The sequence below is a fragment of the Pseudomonas sp. LBUM1652 genome (assembly GCF_059716105.1).
Genome location: NZ_CP166804.1, coordinates 3,868,235 through 3,884,662, shown reverse-complemented (window position 1 = coordinate 3,884,662; position 16,428 = coordinate 3,868,235). Strand labels below are relative to the sequence as shown.

The following is a 16,428-nucleotide window of genomic DNA, read 5'->3' as shown; positions in this document are numbered from 1 at the left end:
TGTGGTGAGGGGATAAATCCCCTCACCACAGGTTTTCCTACATGTCTGAAAAATCGTAATAACCGAGGTTTCAACGGTACGTGATGGATCTGTTTCGCAGTGCACCGATAGCCCAGCCGCTGGCCGCGCGTTTGCGTGCGACCAATCTGGATGAGTACGTCGGTCAGGAGCATGTGCTGGCTCGCGGCAAGCCTCTGCGTGAGGCGCTGGAGCAGGGTGCCCTGCATTCGATGATCTTCTGGGGGCCGCCGGGCGTGGGCAAGACCACGTTGGCGCGGTTGCTGGCAGAAGTCTCGGATGCACACTTCGAAACGGTCTCGGCGGTCCTCGCCGGGGTCAAGGAGATCCGTCAGGCCGTTGAAATCGCCAAGCAGCAGGCCGGCCAGTACGGCAAGCGCACCATTTTGTTCGTCGATGAAGTGCACCGTTTCAACAAATCCCAGCAGGACGCGTTCCTGCCCTACGTTGAAGACGGCACGCTGATCTTCATCGGCGCGACCACCGAAAACCCTTCGTTCGAACTGAACAACGCTTTGCTGTCGCGAGCCCGTGTCTATGTGCTGAAAAGCCTCGACGAAGCGGCGCTACGCAAACTGGTGCATCGCGCGCTGACCGAAGAGCGCGGCTTGGGCAAGCGCAACCTGACGTTGAACGACGAAGGCTTTCAGATGCTGCTGTCCGCCGCCGATGGCGATGGTCGGCGCCTGCTCAATCTGCTGGAGAACGCCTCGGACCTGGCCGAAGACGATAGCGAGATCGGTACCGAGCTTCTGCAAAGTCTACTCGGCGACACGCGTCGGCGTTTCGACAAGGGCGGCGAAGCGTTCTATGACCAGATTTCCGCTTTGCACAAATCGGTGCGCGGCTCCAATCCTGACGGCGCGCTGTACTGGTTCGCGCGGATGATCGATGGTGGTTGCGATCCGCTGTACCTGGCCCGGCGCGTAGTGCGCATGGCCAGCGAAGACATCGGCAACGCCGACCCGCGTGCGCTGAGCCTGTGTCTGGCAGCGTGGGAAGTGCAGGAGCGCCTCGGCAGCCCGGAAGGCGAGTTGGCCGTGGCGCAGGCCATCACGTATCTGGCCTGCGCGCCAAAAAGCAACGCGGTGTACATGGGGTTCAAGACTGCATTGCGCGCCGCCGCAGAAAATGGCTCGCTAGAAGTCCCGCTGCACCTTCGCAACGCGCCGACCAAACTGATGAAACAACTGGGTTACGGCGACGAATACCGTTATGCCCACGATGAGCCGGATGCTTATGCTGCCGGCGAAGACTATTTCCCGGAAGAGCTCGAGCCGATTCCGTTCTATCAACCAGTGCCGCGCGGCCTGGAATTGAAGATCGGCGAGAAACTCAACCACCTCGCCCAACTTGACCGTTTAAGCCCTCGGCAGCGGAGAAAATAGTGATTCCATTGATCGTTGCGGTCTCCGTCGGCGGGATCGCCGGCACCTTGTTGCGCTTCGCCACCGGCAATTGGGTCAACGCCAATTGGCCTCGGCACTTCTATACGGCGACGCTGGCCGTTAATATCGTGGGCTGTCTGCTGATTGGCGTGTTGTACGGCCTGTTTTTGATACGCCCGGAAGTACCGATCGAGGTGCGTGCCGGGTTGATGGTCGGCTTCCTCGGGGGGCTGACAACTTTTTCATCCTTTTCACTGGATACGGTGCGTCTGCTGGAAAGCGGGCAAGTGTTGCTGGCCCTGGGCTATGCGGCACTCAGCGTATTCGGCGGGCTGCTCGCGACGTGGGCCGGCCTGTCCTTGACCAAACTTTGATAACGAGAAACCGACATGCTCGATTCCAAACTGTTACGTAGCAACCTTCAGGACGTAGCGGACCGCCTGGCTTCCCGTGGCTTTGCCCTGGATACCGCGCGCATCGAAGCGCTGGAAGAACAGCGCAAGACCGTCCAGACCCGCACCGAAGCACTGCAGGCTGAGCGTAACGCGCGTTCCAAATCCATCGGTCAGGCCAAGCAGCGCGGCGAAGACATCGCGCCGCTGATGGCGGACGTCGAGCGCATGGCGGGCGAATTGAGCGCCGGCAAAGTCGAGCTGGACGCGATCCAGACCGAACTGGACTCGATCCTGCTCGGCATCCCGAACCTGCCGCACGAATCCGTTCCGGTCGGCAAGGACGAAGATGACAACGTCGAAGTACGCCGCTGGGGCACGCCGACTGCTTTCGATTTCCCGGTACAGGATCACGTTGCACTGGGCGAGAAGTTCGGCTGGCTGGATTTTGAAACCGCCGCCAAGCTGTCCGGCGCACGTTTTGCCCTGCTGCGTGGCCCGATCGCCCGTCTGCACCGCGCCCTGGCGCAGTTCATGATCAACCTGCACGTCAACGAGCACGGTTACGAAGAGGCTTACACGCCTTATCTGGTTCAGGCGCCAGCACTGCAAGGCACCGGTCAACTGCCGAAGTTCGAAGAAGACCTGTTCAAGATCGCTCGCGAAGGCGAAGCCGATCTGTACCTGATCCCGACCGCTGAAGTGTCGCTGACCAACATCGTCGCTGGCGAAATCGTCGATTCGAAACTGCTGCCGATCAAGTTCGTTGCGCACACCCCGTGCTTCCGCAGTGAAGCCGGCGCGTCGGGTCGCGATACTCGCGGCATGATCCGCCAGCACCAGTTCGACAAGGTTGAAATGGTCCAGATCGTTGAGCCATCGACCTCGATGGAAGCGCTGGAAGGTCTGACCGCCAACGCCGAGAAAGTTCTGCAACTGCTTGGCCTGCCTTACCGCACCCTGGCACTGTGCACCGGCGACATGGGCTTCAGTGCGGTCAAGACTTACGACCTCGAAGTGTGGATTCCGAGCCAGGACAAATACCGCGAAATCTCGTCGTGCTCCAACTGTGGCGACTTCCAGGCCCGCCGCATGCAGGCGCGTTTCCGCAACCCGGAAACCGGCAAGCCTGAGTTGGTACACACCTTGAACGGTTCCGGCCTGGCGGTCGGTCGTACTCTGGTTGCGGTGCTGGAAAACTACCAGCAGGCGGACGGTTCGATCCGTGTGCCGGACGTGCTGAAGCCGTACATGGGTGGCCTTGAGGTCATCGGCTAAATGAAATATCTGCCGCTGTTTCACAACCTGCGCGGCAGTCGTGTGTTGGTCGTCGGTGGGGGGGAAATTGCCTTGCGCAAATCCCGCCTGCTGGCCGAAGCCGGTGCGCTGCTGCGGGTGGTCGCACCTGAAATCGAAACGCAACTGCGTGAATTGGTTGTCGCGAGTGGCGGCGAGTGCCTGTTGCGTGGTTACGTTGAGGCGGATATGGATGGTTGCGGGCTGATCATTGCCGCCACCGATGACGAAACGCTTAACGCACAAGTGTCCACCGATGCCCATCGGCGTTGCGTGCCGGTCAACGTGGTCGACGCACCTGCCCTGTGCAGCGTGATCTTCCCGGCGATCGTCGATCGCTCGCCTCTGATCGTCGCAATCTCCAGCGGCGGCGATGCGCCGGTGCTGGCGCGCTTGATTCGCGCCAAGATTGAAACCTGGATTCCTTCCACCTATGGCCAACTGGCTGGGCTGGCCGCGCGTTTCCGTAATCAGGTGAAAAGCCTGTTTCCGGATGTGCAGCAGCGTCGCGGGTTTTGGGAAGACGTCTTTCAAGGGCCGATTGCCGATCGACAACTGGCCGGGCAGGGCGCCGAGGCTGAGCGTCTGTTGCAAGCGAAGATTGATGGCGAAGCCGACATCACCACGGGTGAGGTGTATCTGGTGGGAGCAGGGCCGGGTGACCCGGATCTGCTGACCTTCCGTGCGCTGCGTCTGATGCAACAGGCCGATGTGGTGCTGTACGACCGTTTGGTCGCGCCGGCTATTCTTGACCTGTGCCGTCGCGACGCCGAGCGGGTTTACGTCGGCAAGCGTCGCGCCGATCACGCGGTGCCTCAGGATCAGATCAACCAGCAACTGGTCGATCTGGCCAAGGCCGGCAAGCGTGTGGTGCGGTTGAAGGGCGGTGATCCGTTCATCTTCGGCCGGGGCGGCGAAGAGATCGAAGAGCTGGCAGCCCACGGAATTCCATTCCAGGTGGTGCCGGGTATTACGGCAGCCAGCGGTTGTGCGGCGTATGCCGGGATTCCGCTGACCCACCGTGATTACGCGCAGTCAGTGCGCTTTGTCACCGGGCACTTGAAGGACGGTTCCACCGATCTGCCATGGGCCGACCTTGTCGCTCCGGCGCAGACGCTGGTGTTCTACATGGGACTGGTGGGTTTGCCGGTGATCTGTGAGCAGTTGATCAAGCATGGCCGTTCGGCGGATACCCCGGCGGCACTGATTCAGCAGGGCACCACGGTCAATCAGCGGGTCTTCACTGGCACGCTGGCCGATTTGCCGCGAATGGTGGCGGAGCATGAAGTGCATGCCCCGACGCTGGTGATCGTCGGCGAAGTGGTGAAACTGCGCGAGAAACTGGCGTGGTTTGAAGGGGCTCAGGCGCAGGTCTGAGCTAAATCAAAAGATCGTCCGATCGCGGCCCGAGCCTTCGGACGATCTTTTGCTTTTAGCTGTTAACTCCTCTGCCAAACTCCTTTGCCGCCCAGCCGCGCCCGATCATGAGCCACAGTGAAATCCTGCTCCGGCCCCTTCGGCACAACCCCCGTCGGATTGATGGTCTTGTGGCTGCCGTAGTAGTGATTTTTGATGTGCTGGAAATCCACCGTCTCGGCAATCCCCGGCCACTGATACAACTCACGCAGCCAGTTCGACAAGTTCGGATAATCGGCAATGCGCCGCAGGTTGCACTTGAAGTGCCCGTGATACACCGCGTCGAAGCGAATAATCGTGGTGAAAAGGCGAATATCCGCTTCAGTCAGGTATTCACCACTCAGATAACGGTTGGCACCCAGCATCCGCTCCAGATGATCCAGCTCGGCAAACACCTCATCGAACGCTTCCTCATACGCTTGTTGTGACGTGGCGAACCCGGCGCGATAGACGCCGTTGTTTACGGCTGGATAGATTCGCTCGTTCAGCGCATCAATCTCACCACGCAGCGGAGCAGGATAGAAGTCCAGATCATTGCCAGTCAGATCATCAAACGCGCTGTTGAACATGCGGATGATCTCCGCCGATTCGTTGCTGACAATGCGCTTGAGCTTTTTGTCCCACAGCACCGGGACGGTGACGCGGCCGGTGTAGTCGGGCGTGTCGGCGGTGTAGCGCTGGTGCATGAAGTCGAAGTGATCGAGCTTGTCGCCGGTCGAGCCGAGAGCCTTGTCGAAGGTCCAGCCGTTTTCCAGCATCAACCAACTGACCACGGAAACGTCGATCAGACTTTCCAGGCCTTTGAGTTTGCGCAGGATCAGCGTGCGATGCGCCCACGGACAGGCAAGCGAAACGTAGAGGTGATAGCGCCCGGCTTCGGCGGTAAAACCGCCTTCACCGCTAGAGCCAGGTTGGCCGTCAGCGGTGACCCAGTTGCGGCGTTGCGCCTGTTCGCGCTGGAACGCACCGTCCTTGCTGCTTTCGTACCACTTGTCCTGCCAGTGGCCATCGACTAACAAACCCATGTTCAAGACTCCTGAAACCAATAATCGTTGGAGTCGAGTCTATTCCGATGAGTTCGAACAAAAAGCGCAAAGATCGGGCGCGAATGATCGGTTAAATCGATTTATTCCGCGCGACCCAGTATTGTTCGGCGGTTTCGAAAGCCTGCTCGCGGCTCTGGCCGAGACCGCGCAGCGCCAGGGCCATGGTCGAAATCAGCGCCATTTGCGGGTAGCTGTCGACCACGTCGCCGCGCCAAACGGCTTTCAAGTGCTCGACGTCCAGCGAGGCCGGTTTGACGTGGCGCTGTGCCGACAACTGCGGCCATTCCTCGTCCCAACTCTCGCCGCCGCTGGTGCCGTAAAGATGGCTGTCGGCATCGGGGTTGATCTCGATTTCACCGCCGTCACCCTTGACCACAATCGCCGTGTCGCCGAGCAAACCGCTGGCATCGCGGTGTACGGCCTGATAGCCGGGGTGGAAGATGCTTTGCAACCCGCAACGCGCGCCCAGTGGATTGAGAATCCGCGCCAGCGAGTGGATCGGCGAGCGCAGGCCCATGGTATTGCGCAGGTCGATCATCTTTTGCAGTTGTGGCGCCCAGTCGATCAGCGGCATGAATGCCAGGCCACCGTTGTCCAGCGCCGTGCCGACCTGCTGCCAGTTACGGCACAGCGGGATATTAAGCTCGGCCAACAGCTGTTCGGTATACAAGCGCCCGGCGGTGTGTGCGCCGCCGCCGTGCATGAAGATGCGCACACCGTTTTGCGACAGACACTTGGCCGCCAGCAGATACCACGGCAGATGGCGCTTCTTGCCGGCATAGGTCGGCCAGTCCAGATCGACGTTCAAGGCTGGCGCCTGCAAACGTTCGCGCAGGGCTTCGGTGAAACCGGCCATCTCTTCGGCGCTTTCTTCTTTATGCCGCAGCAACATCAGAAAGGCGCCGAGTTGGGTGTCTTCGACTTCGTCGTCCAGCACCATGCCCATGGCTTGCCGGGCTTCTTCGCGAGTCAGATCGCGGGCGCCGCGCTTGCCTTTGCCGAGGATCCGGACGAATTGAGCGAACGGGTGCTCGGCAGGTGTTTCGAGGGTCAGCGCTGGGAAATCGGTCATAAGCAATTCGTCGGTTTGGGCAGGCCCGCCAGTTTCGCGGCGAGTTTGGCAGGGGTGCCTTTGAACAGTCGGTTCAGGTGCAGGCTGTTGCCTTTGTCCGGGCCGAGTTTCAGCGCGGTGTATTTGATCAGCGGTCGAGTGGCCGGGGACAGTTGGAACTCATCGTAGAAACTGCGCAGCAGTTCGAGCACCTCCCAGTGTTCGGGGGTCAACTCGATATCTTCGGCGGCGGCCAGGGCACTGGCGACGTCGTGTGACCAGTCGCTGAGGTCGACGAGGAAGCCGTCCTTGTCCAGTTCGATGGCGCGGGCGCCGACGGTCATGCAATTCATAGCCAGCTGTTGACCTTGTCGTGTTGGATCGACAGTTCGACGAAGGCCGGGTAGTCGATGGTTTCTGCCCAGTCTGGAACCAGTACAGCGCGGGCCTCTGCATCTTCGGCCAGCACGTACAGTTTCACCCGCCGAGTTTGCAGCGCGGTGAACGGCGCGGTGCCCGGTTGCAGGGCATATACGGCGTCGCCGGATAGCAGCAAAGCGTCGGCATGGCCGATCACTCGCAGGCAACTGGTCAGGCGATCGTCGCCGAACGGGGAATGAGACAACACATGCAAAGTCGACATCAGAGGGTGATCACCTGGTCGTAACGGTCAATAAGGGCGGTGATTTGCTCGGCGGCGAGCGGTTGTGCTTCGTCCAGCGACAGCGTGTTCAGGCCACGGCTGGTGGCGCTGTCGATGCAATAAAACAGCTCTTCAACGCCGAACATTGGCAGCGCTTGCAGGTTGGCGCTCAGGTCTTTCTGTTGCAGGGCCTTGGCCTTTTGCCCGGCGGCCAGTTGCAGCACGCCGTCATCGAGAAACAGCAGACCGATCGGCAGATCGAAGGCACCGCCGGCCAGCACGATGTCCAGCGCTTCGCGGGCACCGGGGCCGGACCATGGCGATTGGCGACTGATGATCAACAGGGATTTGGCCATGTCACGCGCCTCCGAAACAGATCAGGCGGTCAGCGTCTTGCACCGCGTCATGTAACTGGCCGAGGCCGGACAACTCCCACGGCGCGCTGACGGACACGGCGTCACGCTGATAGCGCTTGGCTTCTTCGCCATTCAGCACGCCCCTGCGCAGAGCGGCGGCGATGCACACCACGCCATCCAGTTGCTGTTCGTTGATGAAGGTCCGCCATTGCTTGGGCAGATCCAGTTCGTCCTGCGGAGTAACCACCGCGTCAGAGGCGTTGTAGACGCCATCCTGATAGAAAAACAGCCGGACAATCTCATGCCCACCGGCCAGTGCAGCCTGCGCAAACAGCAGGGCACGGCGCGAGGAGGGCGCATGGGCGGCGGAAAACAGTGCGATGGCGAACTTCATGACGGACTCGGTCAGCAAAACTGCGGCCATGATAAAGCTTTATCGAGGCGGTCGCGAAACCCAAGTTGCGTACCCGCCCACGGGGAGGCAGACATCGGTCAGCGCGGCATGTAACCCAACTGCCAGCGTCGGGGGATTTTAAGCGAGAGCAGCCCGATCAATGCCGCCAGCAAACCGCTGACAAACATCGCCTTCAGTCCCAGATGATGCTCCAGCACTGCGCCCAGAATGGCGCCGACGAACATCCCGCTCCACGGCACCAGTTGCACGCGCCAGCCACTGCGCCGCTCGCCGAGCATCCAGCGGCCCAGTCCTCGGCCGAACCGCGACAGTGCGCCAGTGACATACGTCAGCCCGACCGGCAGACCATTCACTTCCTCGACCGACGCGTTGAGCATGCCCATCGCAATGATCGCCGCCAGCAGTGCCGGCAGTTGCGAGTCATACGGCCAGGCTGCCGCCGCGCAGAGCAGGGTGGCGATACACAGGAGAAGCGGCAGCGCCCGTCGTCCGCCGAGACGCGCGACGAGAACGCCCAAGGCATTCCCGACAATAAAGGTTGCGACGAGAATCACCAGGCGCACGGTCAGCCCAAGATCGCCGTTACTGATCGCCACCGCCAGCCTCGTGGTGTTGCCGCTCATGAACGAGACGAAGTCGCCGCTGGCCATGAAACCGATGGCGTCCGTCATCCCCGCCAGCACCGAAAGGCTGGCCACCAGCGCCAGTCCCACGCGCCCACGCCATTTTTTCGAATGCAGATGGCCGGGACTGGCGCGGTGAGTCGAGGCGGAAGGCAGCATCGTCGATTGTTTCCTTGAGCGGCGGTTAAGGTTTTATTCCATACAAGTCGCAATACTCCAGCCAGTCCATGCCGGCCATTTCCGCCACCTCGCGATGAACGTTCAGACGCTGGGCCTGATATTCATCAGGCGTTGCTGCCGTCAGTTGCAAGGTCAGTTCCCAAGCAAACAACCCTAGGCTTTCCGCCTCGGCCTCGAACGCTTCATGCAGGCGTTCTTCGCGATACTGTGCCTGGGTTTCACCCTTGGCCTGAGCCAACAGCGGATTGAGATGGTCGAGGGTTTCGCGCAGTTCGGGGCGTGCGTCGAGAAACAGTTTCAGGGCGTGTTCATGTCGCTGCTCGGTAGGCGCCATGTGTTTTCCTTGTGAGGCTGATGACCTTAGGTTGCCGCAGCGGCTCGCGCGTGTCGCGCTATAAATGCAGTAAAGCAGAACGATTCGGGCTGCTGCGGTGATACAGTCCGCTTTTTTCTGAATGAGCGAATGCAATGCGAATTCTGATGGTGGCGCTGGCCGCGACGGTGCTGGCCGGTTGCGCGGGTTCGATGATGGACGATGCTCGCACTAAAACGCCCTACAAAACCCTGACCTCGAACAAGCCCGAGAAAGTCGTCGCCCAGTGTGTGCAATTTGCCTGGCAGGACGAAGCGGTGTTCGGAGTGGACGCCGGGGCTTATCTGCAACCGGGCAAAAAGTCCGGTTCGACGGTCTACACGCGTTCGGCAGAATCGTTTGTCGATGTCAGCACGGAGGCGTCGGGCACGGCATTGAGTTACTACGCGCAGAAGGACGATTTCGTGGCCAAGCGCCGGTTGGCGGCGTTGGCGACCTGTCTCTGATCATGTATTGAGGCGAGTGCCCCTTCGCGTGCAAGCTCGCTCCCACATTGGAATGCATTTCAAATGTGGGAGCGAGGCTGCTCGGGAAGGGGCTATCAAATTCAATCAATCAAGCGCTTCTGGAAAAAATGCCGCTTGTGCCCCAGCGGATAATCCAAAATCTCGCCACACTCGCTATAGCCGACTTTCCGGTAAAACTCAGGCGCCTGAAAAGAGAAGGTGTCGAGCCAAATCCCGACGCAATCTTTCTTGCGCGCAAACTCTTCGGCCATCTGCATCAATTTCGAGCCGATGCCCTGACCGCGCCCCTGCTCTGGTACCGCCAACAACTCAATGAACAACCACCGATAGAACGTGTGGCCGTACAGGCCGCCGAGGATCGCGTCGTGCTCGTCGCGAACCAAAAGGGCAATCGGCTCCAATGTCGAGGGGCCTGCTTTGGCTGCGTTGTGGGCACGCAGTGGCGCCAGAATGGCGTTGCGTTGTTCTTCGTTGGGGTTCTGCGATAACTCGATACGCAAGTTCATGGATGACTTCCTTGTGGTCTGAGGCGCCAGATTATCCTGCCCGGTGGTCGTGTTCCAAGCCCTGAAGCAACGCTGGTGGAACCGCCGTTCACGCGCTGCGGTCTAGCCTTAACAGCGTCATTCCAGCACGCGGTTGATGAGGACACCCCATGAACATTTTTGAAGCCCTTCGCGAAAGCCACGACCGCCAGCGCACCTACGCCAAAGCCCTGATCGAAACCAGTGGCGATACGCCGGAGCGCGTCGAGGCCTACAAGCAGCTCAAAGCCGAGCTGAAAGCCCACGAAACCGCCGAAGAGCGCCACTTCTATATCCCGCTGATGAAGTTCGACGACGGTGTCGACCTCAGCCGACATGCCATTTCCGAACATCACGAAATGGACGAAATGATGGAAGAGCTCGACGAGACCGAGATGTCCAGCCCGGCATGGCTGGCAACTGCGAAAAAGCTCTCGGACAAGGTTCATCACCACCTCAAGGAAGAGGAGCACAAATTCTTCCAGATGGCCGGCAAGTTACTCGACGAAAACCAGAAAGAACAGCTCGCCGGACAGTACGAAAAGGAGTTTCAGGCGCAGTTACCGTGAGTCACCCATGCGGGATTTCGTAACTTCGACGTGTACGCCTTTGGCTATGCGTCGAGTGCGATTCGCCACAATATACTGTGTTTATATCCAGTGTTTTCGCTGTTTTACTGATTGTGTCGGACAGATCTGCGACAAAACCGCCGATGGACAAAAAAATCACCTCCGTTAGCTTGAAGGCCTCTCCTCGGAAAGGAGAGTTCTTAAATCAACGGAGTGAAAAACATGAATCAACCACAAGCACAAACCCAACTGCGACACGGTCGCGTCACCTCCCCGGCGAGTCGTGGTGCGGTCGCTATTGAGCAAGGATTGCTCGGTGCCTGGCAGGTCAACGAAATGGAAGGCGGCAAGAATTTCCCGGCGCTGGTGGCCGGGCCGTTTCCAGCGCCCTACGAATCCGACTCTGCCAGTGTCGCGCCGCCGGCCGACGGCTACATTCTCAGTGGCGGCAAAACCGATCCGCGTGATTGCGTGAACTTCACCAATGAGGAGATGAGCCAAAAGCTCGGTCGTTCGTTCACCTGGCCGCTGCTCAATGTCACCCCGGGTCAGACCCTCGAAGTCAAATGGGAATACACCGCGCCGCACACCACCCGCGGCTATCGCTGGCTGATCACCAAGGATGGCTGGGACCCGAAACAACGCATCACCCGTGCGCAACTGGAAGCGCAGCCGTTCTTCGAGGACTTCTACACTCAGGTGCCTTACTACAGCCATTCAGCGGAGCTGAAGGCCAAGGTCAATCACTCGGTGAAACTTCCGGCGAACAAGCAAGGTCATCACGTTATCGTCTTGATGTGGATCGTCGCCAACACCGGCAACGCGTTCTATCAGGCCTTCGACGTCGACTTCAAATAACGACGCAGCGTCGTCAAAACCCACACGTTCTGAAGGATTAGAACATGTCAAATATCGACTTCTCTTTAATGCAAAACGCGGCGAGCGATGCGGCGTCATTGATGCCGAGCATTGCCGACAAAAAGATCCTCATGGGCTTCTGGCACAACTGGCCGGCGGGACCGAGCGACGGATATCGCCAAGGCCGCTTTGCCAACATCGCGCTGGAAGAGGTGCCCAAGGAGTACAACGTGGTCGCCGTGGCCTTCATGAAGGGCAGCGGGATTCCGACCTTTAAGCCGTTCAACGTGACCGATGCCGAGTTCCGCCGTCAGGTCGGCGTGCTCAACAGTCAGGGGCGGGCGGTGTTGATTTCCCTGGGTGGCGCGGATGCGCACATCGAGTTGCACAGCGGCCAGGAACAACCACTGGCCAATGAAATCATCCGTCTGGTGGAAACCTACGGCTTCGACGGCCTGGACATCGATCTTGAACAGAGCGCGATTGATTTCGCTGCCAACAAGACCGTCCTGCCGGCTGCGCTGAAACTGGTCAAGGATCACTACGCGGGCCAGGGCAAGCACTTCATCATCAGCATGGCCCCGGAGTTTCCGTACCTCACCAGCAGCGGCAAGTACGTCGGTTACTTGCAGGCACTGGAAGGCTACTACGACTTCATCGCCCCGCAGTTCTACAACCAGGGTGGCGACGGGGTCTGGGTGCCGGAGGCCAACAATGGTGCCGGCGCGTGGATCGCGCAGAACAACGATGAGCTGAAAGAGGATTTCCTCTATTACCTGACGGAAAGTCTGGTGACCGGCACGCGTGGTTTCACGAAGATCGCGGCGGACAAGTTCGTCATTGGTTTGCCCGCCAACGTCGACGCGGCTGCTACCGGTTATGTGATCGACAAGACCGTTGTAGGCAATGTGCTCAAACGGTTGGCGATCAAAGGACACCCGATCAAGGGCCTGATGACATGGTCGGTGAACTGGGACAACGGCGTCAGCAAGGATCGTGTGCCATACAACTGGGAGTTCAGTCGGCGTTATGGGCCGCTGATCACCGGAGTGCAGGCAAGCGCACAAGAGGTGGATGAAACGGTGCTGCACGTCGCCCGTTAGTTGTGAATAAAAAAGCCCGGTAGCGCTGCCGGGCTTTTTTTGTCGGTTCGATTAATCGACTATGAACGCTTTCTGATGACAAAAGGATGAGGCGTCATGGCTAACACAGCCGAACGGGTCAATATCATCGAGACTCAGGTGTTGTCCCACGACTGGTATCTCTTGAAGAAAATCACTTTTGACTACCACCGCAATAACGGCGAGTGGCAGCGCCAGACGCGCGAAGTGTATGACCGCGGCAATGGCGCGGCGATTCTGCTTTTCAATCGCGAGAAGCGCTCTGTGGTGCTGACCCGTCAGTTCCGCTTGCCGGTGTTCGTCAATGGTCATGACGGTCTGCTGATCGAAGTGGCGGCGGGGTTGTTGGAGGGGGCGGCGCCCGAGCAGCGCATTCGCGACGAAGCCGAAGAGGAAACCGGCTATCGCGTGCATGACGTGAAGAAAGTCTTCGAGGCCTATATGAGCCCCGGTTCGGTCACCGAGAAGCTGCACTTCTTTATTGCCGAGTACGACGCGGCGTCGAAGGTCAGCGAAGGCGGCGGTCTGGAAGAAGAGACCGAAGAGCTGGAAGTGTTGGAGTGGTCATTCGATGAAGCCTTGGCGGCCTTCCTGCGCGGCGAGATCTGCGACGCCAAGACCATCATGCTGTTGCAGTATGCGGCGATGAATAACCTGTTCGATCGATAAGGCTGCGATCTTTTGATCTTTAAAATAGCTCACCAGTTTTGCCAACCTCTGACCAGTCACCACCTTCCAACGTCAACAATCGCTCTTTAGCCTCAAGCCCCCCGGCAAACCCGGTCAATTTCCCCGATGCGCCAATCACCCGATGACACGGCGCAACGATTGAGATCGGGTTCCGCCCATTTGCCGCGCCCACCGCCCGCACGGCACTTGGATTGCCGATCTGCAGAGCGATCTGGCTATACGTGCGAGTCTCGCCGAACGGTATCGTCAGCAGCGCCGCCCAGACCTTTTTCTGAAAATCCGTGCCGGCAAAATCCAGCTCCAGGTCGAAGCGATCTCGCGTCCCGGCAAAATATTCTTCAAGTTGCCGCGCGGTTTTCAGCAGGATCGGATTGTCCGGCGCTTCACTCATCGGCCCAAGGCGCACCCGGTCGGGTTTATCGTTTTCCCAGAGGATGGCCGCCAGTCGTGAATCGTTCGCGACCAGCTTCAACTCGCCGACCGGCGAGGGCAGGGTGATGAACGTGTAGGGCATGGGGAAGAACTCCGGATCAGCACGGCAACAGCGCCCAGCATACTGCCTGACCGGGGAGGCGCAAACCGCAAACCCGACCATACTGCTTGTTGCTTTTGAAGCGTTCGCCTCTGTTTTGCACAGACCCTGAAAACAAAAAAGAGATCGACTCATGAAGTACGAACCTTTGGCCAAATCGCTGATAGCGACCTCACTGGCACTCAGCTGCCTTATGGCTCACGCCGCCTCGGTGGCGCCGGTTGCCGCAGAAAACGGCATGGTGGTCACCGCGCAACATCTGGCCACTCATGTCGGTGTCGATGTGTTGAAAAGCGGTGGTAACGCCGTCGACGCGGCGGTCGCGGTGGGTTATGCGCTGGCGGTGGTCTATCCCGCAGCGGGCAACCTGGGTGGCGGCGGCTTCATGACCATTCAACTGGCGGACGGGCGCAAGACTTTCCTGGATTTCCGCGAAAAGGCCCCTCTGGCCGCGACCGCCAACATGTACCTCGACAAGGATGGCAACGTCATTCCGGATCTGAGTACCCGTGGCCACTTGGCGGTCGGCGTGCCGGGCACTGTGTCCGGCATGGAGCTGGCGCTTAGCAAGTACGGCACCAAGCAGCGCAAGGAGATGATCGCCCCGGCGATCAAACTGGCTGAAGACGGATTCGAGTTGCAGCAGGGTGACGTGGAGTTGCTGGAGTACGCCACGGACGTGTTCAAGAAGGACATGCGCGATTCCGGTTCGATCTTCCTCAGCAACGGCGAGCCGATGCAGGTCGGGCAAAAACTGGTGCAGAAAGATCTCGGCAAAACCCTGCGGACCATTTCCGAAAAGGGCGCCGACGGTTTCTATAAAGGCTGGGTCGCCGATGCCATCGTCACCTCCAGTCAGGCCAACAAGGGCATCATCACCCAGGCCGACCTCGACAAATACAAGACCCGCGAACTGGCTCCGGTGGAGTGCGATTACCGTGGCTACCATGTCGTTTCGGCGCCACCACCAAGCTCCGGCGGGGTGGTGATCTGCCAGATCATGAACATTCTTGAAGGCTATCCGATGAAGGATCTGGGCTTCCATTCGGCCCAGGGCATGCACTACCAGATCGAAGCGATGCGCCACGGCTACGTTGATCGCAACAGTTACCTCGGCGACCCGGACTTCGTGAAGAACCCGATCGAGCACCTGCTGGACAAGAACTACGCGACCAAACTGCGTAACGCCATCCAGCCGCAAAAGGCTGGCGTCTCCGCTGAACTGAAACCCGGCGTTGCGCCCCATGAAGGCAGCAACACCACCCATTATTCGATTGTCGACAAGTGGGGCAACGCGGTCTCGGTTACCTACACGCTCAACGACTGGTTCGGTGCGGGTGTGATGGCGAGCAAGACCGGGGTGATTCTCAACGACGAAATGGATGACTTCACTTCGAAAGTTGGCGTGCCGAACATGTACGGTCTGGTGCAGGGCGAAGCCAACGCCATCGCGCCGGGCAAGGCGCCGCTGTCGTCGATGAGTCCGACCATCGTCACCAAGGACGGCAAAGTGGTGATGGTGGTCGGCACGCCGGGTGGCAGCCGGATTATCACGGCCACCTTGCTGACCATGCTCAACGTCATCGACTACGGCATGGGCTTGCAGGAAGCGGTGGATGCGCCGCGTTTTCACCAGCAGTGGATGCCGGAAGAAACCAATCTCGAAGACTTCGCCGCCAGCCCGGACACGAAGAAGCTCCTCGAGAGCTGGGGCCACAAGTTTGCCGGCCCGCAGGACGCCAACCATATCGCCGCGATTCTGGTCGGTGCGCCATCACTGGAGGGTAAGCCGGTAGGCAAAAACCGCTTCTACGGTGCCAACGATCCACGGCGCAACACCGGGTTGTCATTGGGTTACTGAGAGGCGTAAAAAGGGGGCGGGCGCACGTCCGCCCCTGTCTCAAGGATCGATCAAGGAAGGCCCACCATGACCACCGCATTACTGATCATCGACGTCCAACGCGCACTTTGCTCGGGCGAATACCAGTGCCACGACATCCAGCGCGTGATCGGCACCATCAACGACCTCAGCACCCGCGCCCGAAAGGCCGGGGTTCCGGTGGTTCTGATTCAGCATGAGGAAAAGGACAGCCCGCTGGCCCACGGCGCTGAAGGCTGGCAACTGGCCGAAGGGCTTGAGACGTCCGCCAAAGATCTTCGCGTACGCAAAACCACCCCGGACTCGTTCTACCAGACCGACCTGCGCAAACTGCTGCCGAGCGAAGACTTTGAAAAACTGGTGATCTGCGGCCTGCAAACCGACTATTGCGTCAACGCTACCGTGCGCCAGGCCCATCAACTGGGCTACGACGTGGTGCTCGTGTCAGATGCACATTCCACCGTCGACAACGGCAACATGAGCGCCGAAGACATCATTGCCGAACACAACAAGGATCTGGCACACCTGACCGGTTCCGTGGCGCGGATCGATGTAAAACCTGCCGCCGATATCGTGTTCTGATCACAAATC

20 protein-coding genes and 1 pseudogene are annotated in these 16,428 nt (G+C 59.5%); 11 read left to right on the top strand and 10 right to left on the bottom strand.

The features are described 5' to 3' along the window. Window positions 1–83 precede the first annotated feature (83 nt). The 4 genes from ACA069_RS17540 to cysG are packed head-to-tail and all read left to right on the top strand — an operon-like array spanning window position 84 to window position 4,471. Complete coding sequence (locus tag ACA069_RS17540; protein WP_110719382.1) at window positions 84–1,406, top strand: replication-associated recombination protein A; 1,323 nt, start codon at window positions 84–86, stop codon at window positions 1,404–1,406. Continuing rightward, window positions 1,406–1,780 (top strand): fluoride efflux transporter CrcB, encoded by a 375-nt coding sequence (crcB, locus tag ACA069_RS17535; protein ID WP_187678461.1) that lies wholly within the window; start codon window positions 1,406–1,408, stop codon window positions 1,778–1,780. Before ACA069_RS17540 ends, crcB begins: the two co-directional genes overlap by 1 nt. A 15-nt stretch (window positions 1,781–1,795) precedes the next feature. Continuing rightward, on the top strand, window positions 1,796–3,076 hold the full coding sequence (gene serS / locus ACA069_RS17530; protein WP_187678460.1) for a serine--tRNA ligase: 1,281 nt from the start codon (window positions 1,796–1,798) through the stop codon (window positions 3,074–3,076). Continuing rightward, window positions 3,077–4,471, top strand: coding sequence for a siroheme synthase CysG (gene cysG / locus ACA069_RS17525; protein ID WP_497614611.1), 1,395 nt, complete (start codon window positions 3,077–3,079; stop codon window positions 4,469–4,471). A 62-nt stretch (window positions 4,472–4,533) separates the two neighbouring features. Here cysG and ACA069_RS17520 read toward each other — a convergent pair whose 3' ends face one another. From ACA069_RS17520 to ACA069_RS17485, 8 genes are all read right to left on the bottom strand, one after another. Next, window positions 4,534–5,535 carry a glutathione S-transferase family protein gene (locus ACA069_RS17520; protein ID WP_497614609.1) on the bottom strand — a complete coding sequence of 334 codons (1,002 nt, stop codon included), beginning with the start codon at window positions 5,533–5,535 and terminating at the stop codon, window positions 4,534–4,536. 91 nt (window positions 5,536–5,626) lie between these two features. Continuing rightward, entirely contained in the window at window positions 5,627–6,628 is a 1,002-nt protein-coding gene (locus ACA069_RS17515; protein WP_497614607.1) for a glycosyl transferase family protein, read from the bottom strand. Continuing rightward, complete coding sequence (locus ACA069_RS17510) at window positions 6,625–6,960, bottom strand: TusE/DsrC/DsvC family sulfur relay protein (protein WP_497614605.1); 336 nt, start codon at window positions 6,958–6,960, stop codon at window positions 6,625–6,627. Before ACA069_RS17510 ends, ACA069_RS17515 begins: the two co-directional genes overlap by 4 nt. Further along, window positions 6,957–7,250, bottom strand: a complete 294-nt coding sequence (tusB, locus tag ACA069_RS17505) for a sulfurtransferase complex subunit TusB (RefSeq protein ID WP_497614603.1) — start codon at window positions 7,248–7,250, stop codon at window positions 6,957–6,959. The genes ACA069_RS17510 and tusB overlap by 4 nt, the downstream gene beginning before the upstream one ends. Then, window positions 7,250–7,606 carry a sulfurtransferase complex subunit TusC gene (gene tusC / locus ACA069_RS17500; RefSeq protein WP_187678454.1) on the bottom strand — a complete coding sequence of 119 codons (357 nt, stop codon included), beginning with the start codon at window positions 7,604–7,606 and terminating at the stop codon, window positions 7,250–7,252. Before tusC ends, tusB begins: the two co-directional genes overlap by 1 nt. A gap of 1 nt (window position 7,607) precedes the next feature. Beyond that, the gene (tusD, locus tag ACA069_RS17495; protein ID WP_489880246.1) at window positions 7,608–8,000 is read right to left on the bottom strand and encodes a sulfurtransferase complex subunit TusD; all 393 of its coding nucleotides are present in this window, start codon (window positions 7,998–8,000) and stop codon (window positions 7,608–7,610) included. Between the two features lie 98 nt (window positions 8,001–8,098). Further along, window positions 8,099–8,803, bottom strand: coding sequence for a YoaK family protein (locus ACA069_RS17490; RefSeq protein WP_497614601.1), 705 nt, complete (start codon window positions 8,801–8,803; stop codon window positions 8,099–8,101). Between the two features lie 25 nt (window positions 8,804–8,828). Further along, complete coding sequence (locus tag ACA069_RS17485) at window positions 8,829–9,158, bottom strand: DUF6388 family protein (protein ID WP_187678451.1); 330 nt, start codon at window positions 9,156–9,158, stop codon at window positions 8,829–8,831. A 134-nt stretch (window positions 9,159–9,292) separates the two neighbouring features. Here ACA069_RS17485 and ACA069_RS17480 point away from each other — a divergent pair, with 134 nt between their 5' ends. Further along, a complete protein-coding gene (locus ACA069_RS17480) occupies window positions 9,293–9,643 on the top strand; it encodes a hypothetical protein (RefSeq protein ID WP_187678450.1) in 351 nt (116 codons plus the stop codon). Between the two features lie 101 nt (window positions 9,644–9,744). Here the strand turns inward: ACA069_RS17480 and ACA069_RS17475 are convergent, their stop codons facing one another. Next, complete coding sequence (locus ACA069_RS17475) at window positions 9,745–10,170, bottom strand: GNAT family N-acetyltransferase (RefSeq protein ID WP_497614599.1); 426 nt, start codon at window positions 10,168–10,170, stop codon at window positions 9,745–9,747. Window positions 10,171–10,319: 149 nt separating this feature from the next. On the opposite strand from ACA069_RS17475, the gene ACA069_RS17470 reads away from it, so the two are divergent. From ACA069_RS17470 to ACA069_RS17455, 4 genes and pseudogenes are all read left to right on the top strand, one after another. After that, a complete protein-coding gene (locus tag ACA069_RS17470; protein WP_187678448.1) occupies window positions 10,320–10,757 on the top strand; it encodes a hemerythrin domain-containing protein in 438 nt (145 codons plus the stop codon). A 222-nt stretch (window positions 10,758–10,979) separates the two neighbouring features. Continuing rightward, window positions 10,980–11,615, top strand: coding sequence for a lytic polysaccharide monooxygenase auxiliary activity family 9 protein (locus ACA069_RS17465; RefSeq protein ID WP_497614598.1), 636 nt, complete (start codon window positions 10,980–10,982; stop codon window positions 11,613–11,615). Window positions 11,616–11,659: 44 nt separating this feature from the next. After that, a pseudogene (locus ACA069_RS17460) lies at window positions 11,660–12,658 on the top strand (chitinase); the annotation flags it as partial. 156 nt (window positions 12,659–12,814) lie between these two features. Continuing rightward, the gene (locus tag ACA069_RS17455) at window positions 12,815–13,405 is read left to right on the top strand and encodes an NUDIX domain-containing protein (protein WP_489880241.1); all 591 of its coding nucleotides are present in this window, start codon (window positions 12,815–12,817) and stop codon (window positions 13,403–13,405) included. Window positions 13,406–13,424: 19 nt separating this feature from the next. Here the strand turns inward: ACA069_RS17455 and ACA069_RS17450 are convergent, their stop codons facing one another. After that, complete coding sequence (locus ACA069_RS17450) at window positions 13,425–13,940, bottom strand: methylated-DNA--[protein]-cysteine S-methyltransferase (protein ID WP_497614596.1); 516 nt, start codon at window positions 13,938–13,940, stop codon at window positions 13,425–13,427. A 151-nt stretch (window positions 13,941–14,091) separates the two neighbouring features. On the opposite strand from ACA069_RS17450, the gene ggt reads away from it, so the two are divergent. Both ggt and ACA069_RS17440 read left to right on the top strand, forming a co-directional pair. Then, on the top strand, window positions 14,092–15,819 hold the full coding sequence (gene ggt / locus ACA069_RS17445; protein ID WP_497614594.1) for a gamma-glutamyltransferase: 1,728 nt from the start codon (window positions 14,092–14,094) through the stop codon (window positions 15,817–15,819). Between the two features lie 66 nt (window positions 15,820–15,885). Then, entirely contained in the window at window positions 15,886–16,419 is a 534-nt protein-coding gene (locus ACA069_RS17440; RefSeq protein ID WP_489880239.1) for a cysteine hydrolase family protein, read from the top strand. Window positions 16,420–16,428: the final 9 nt, after the last annotated feature.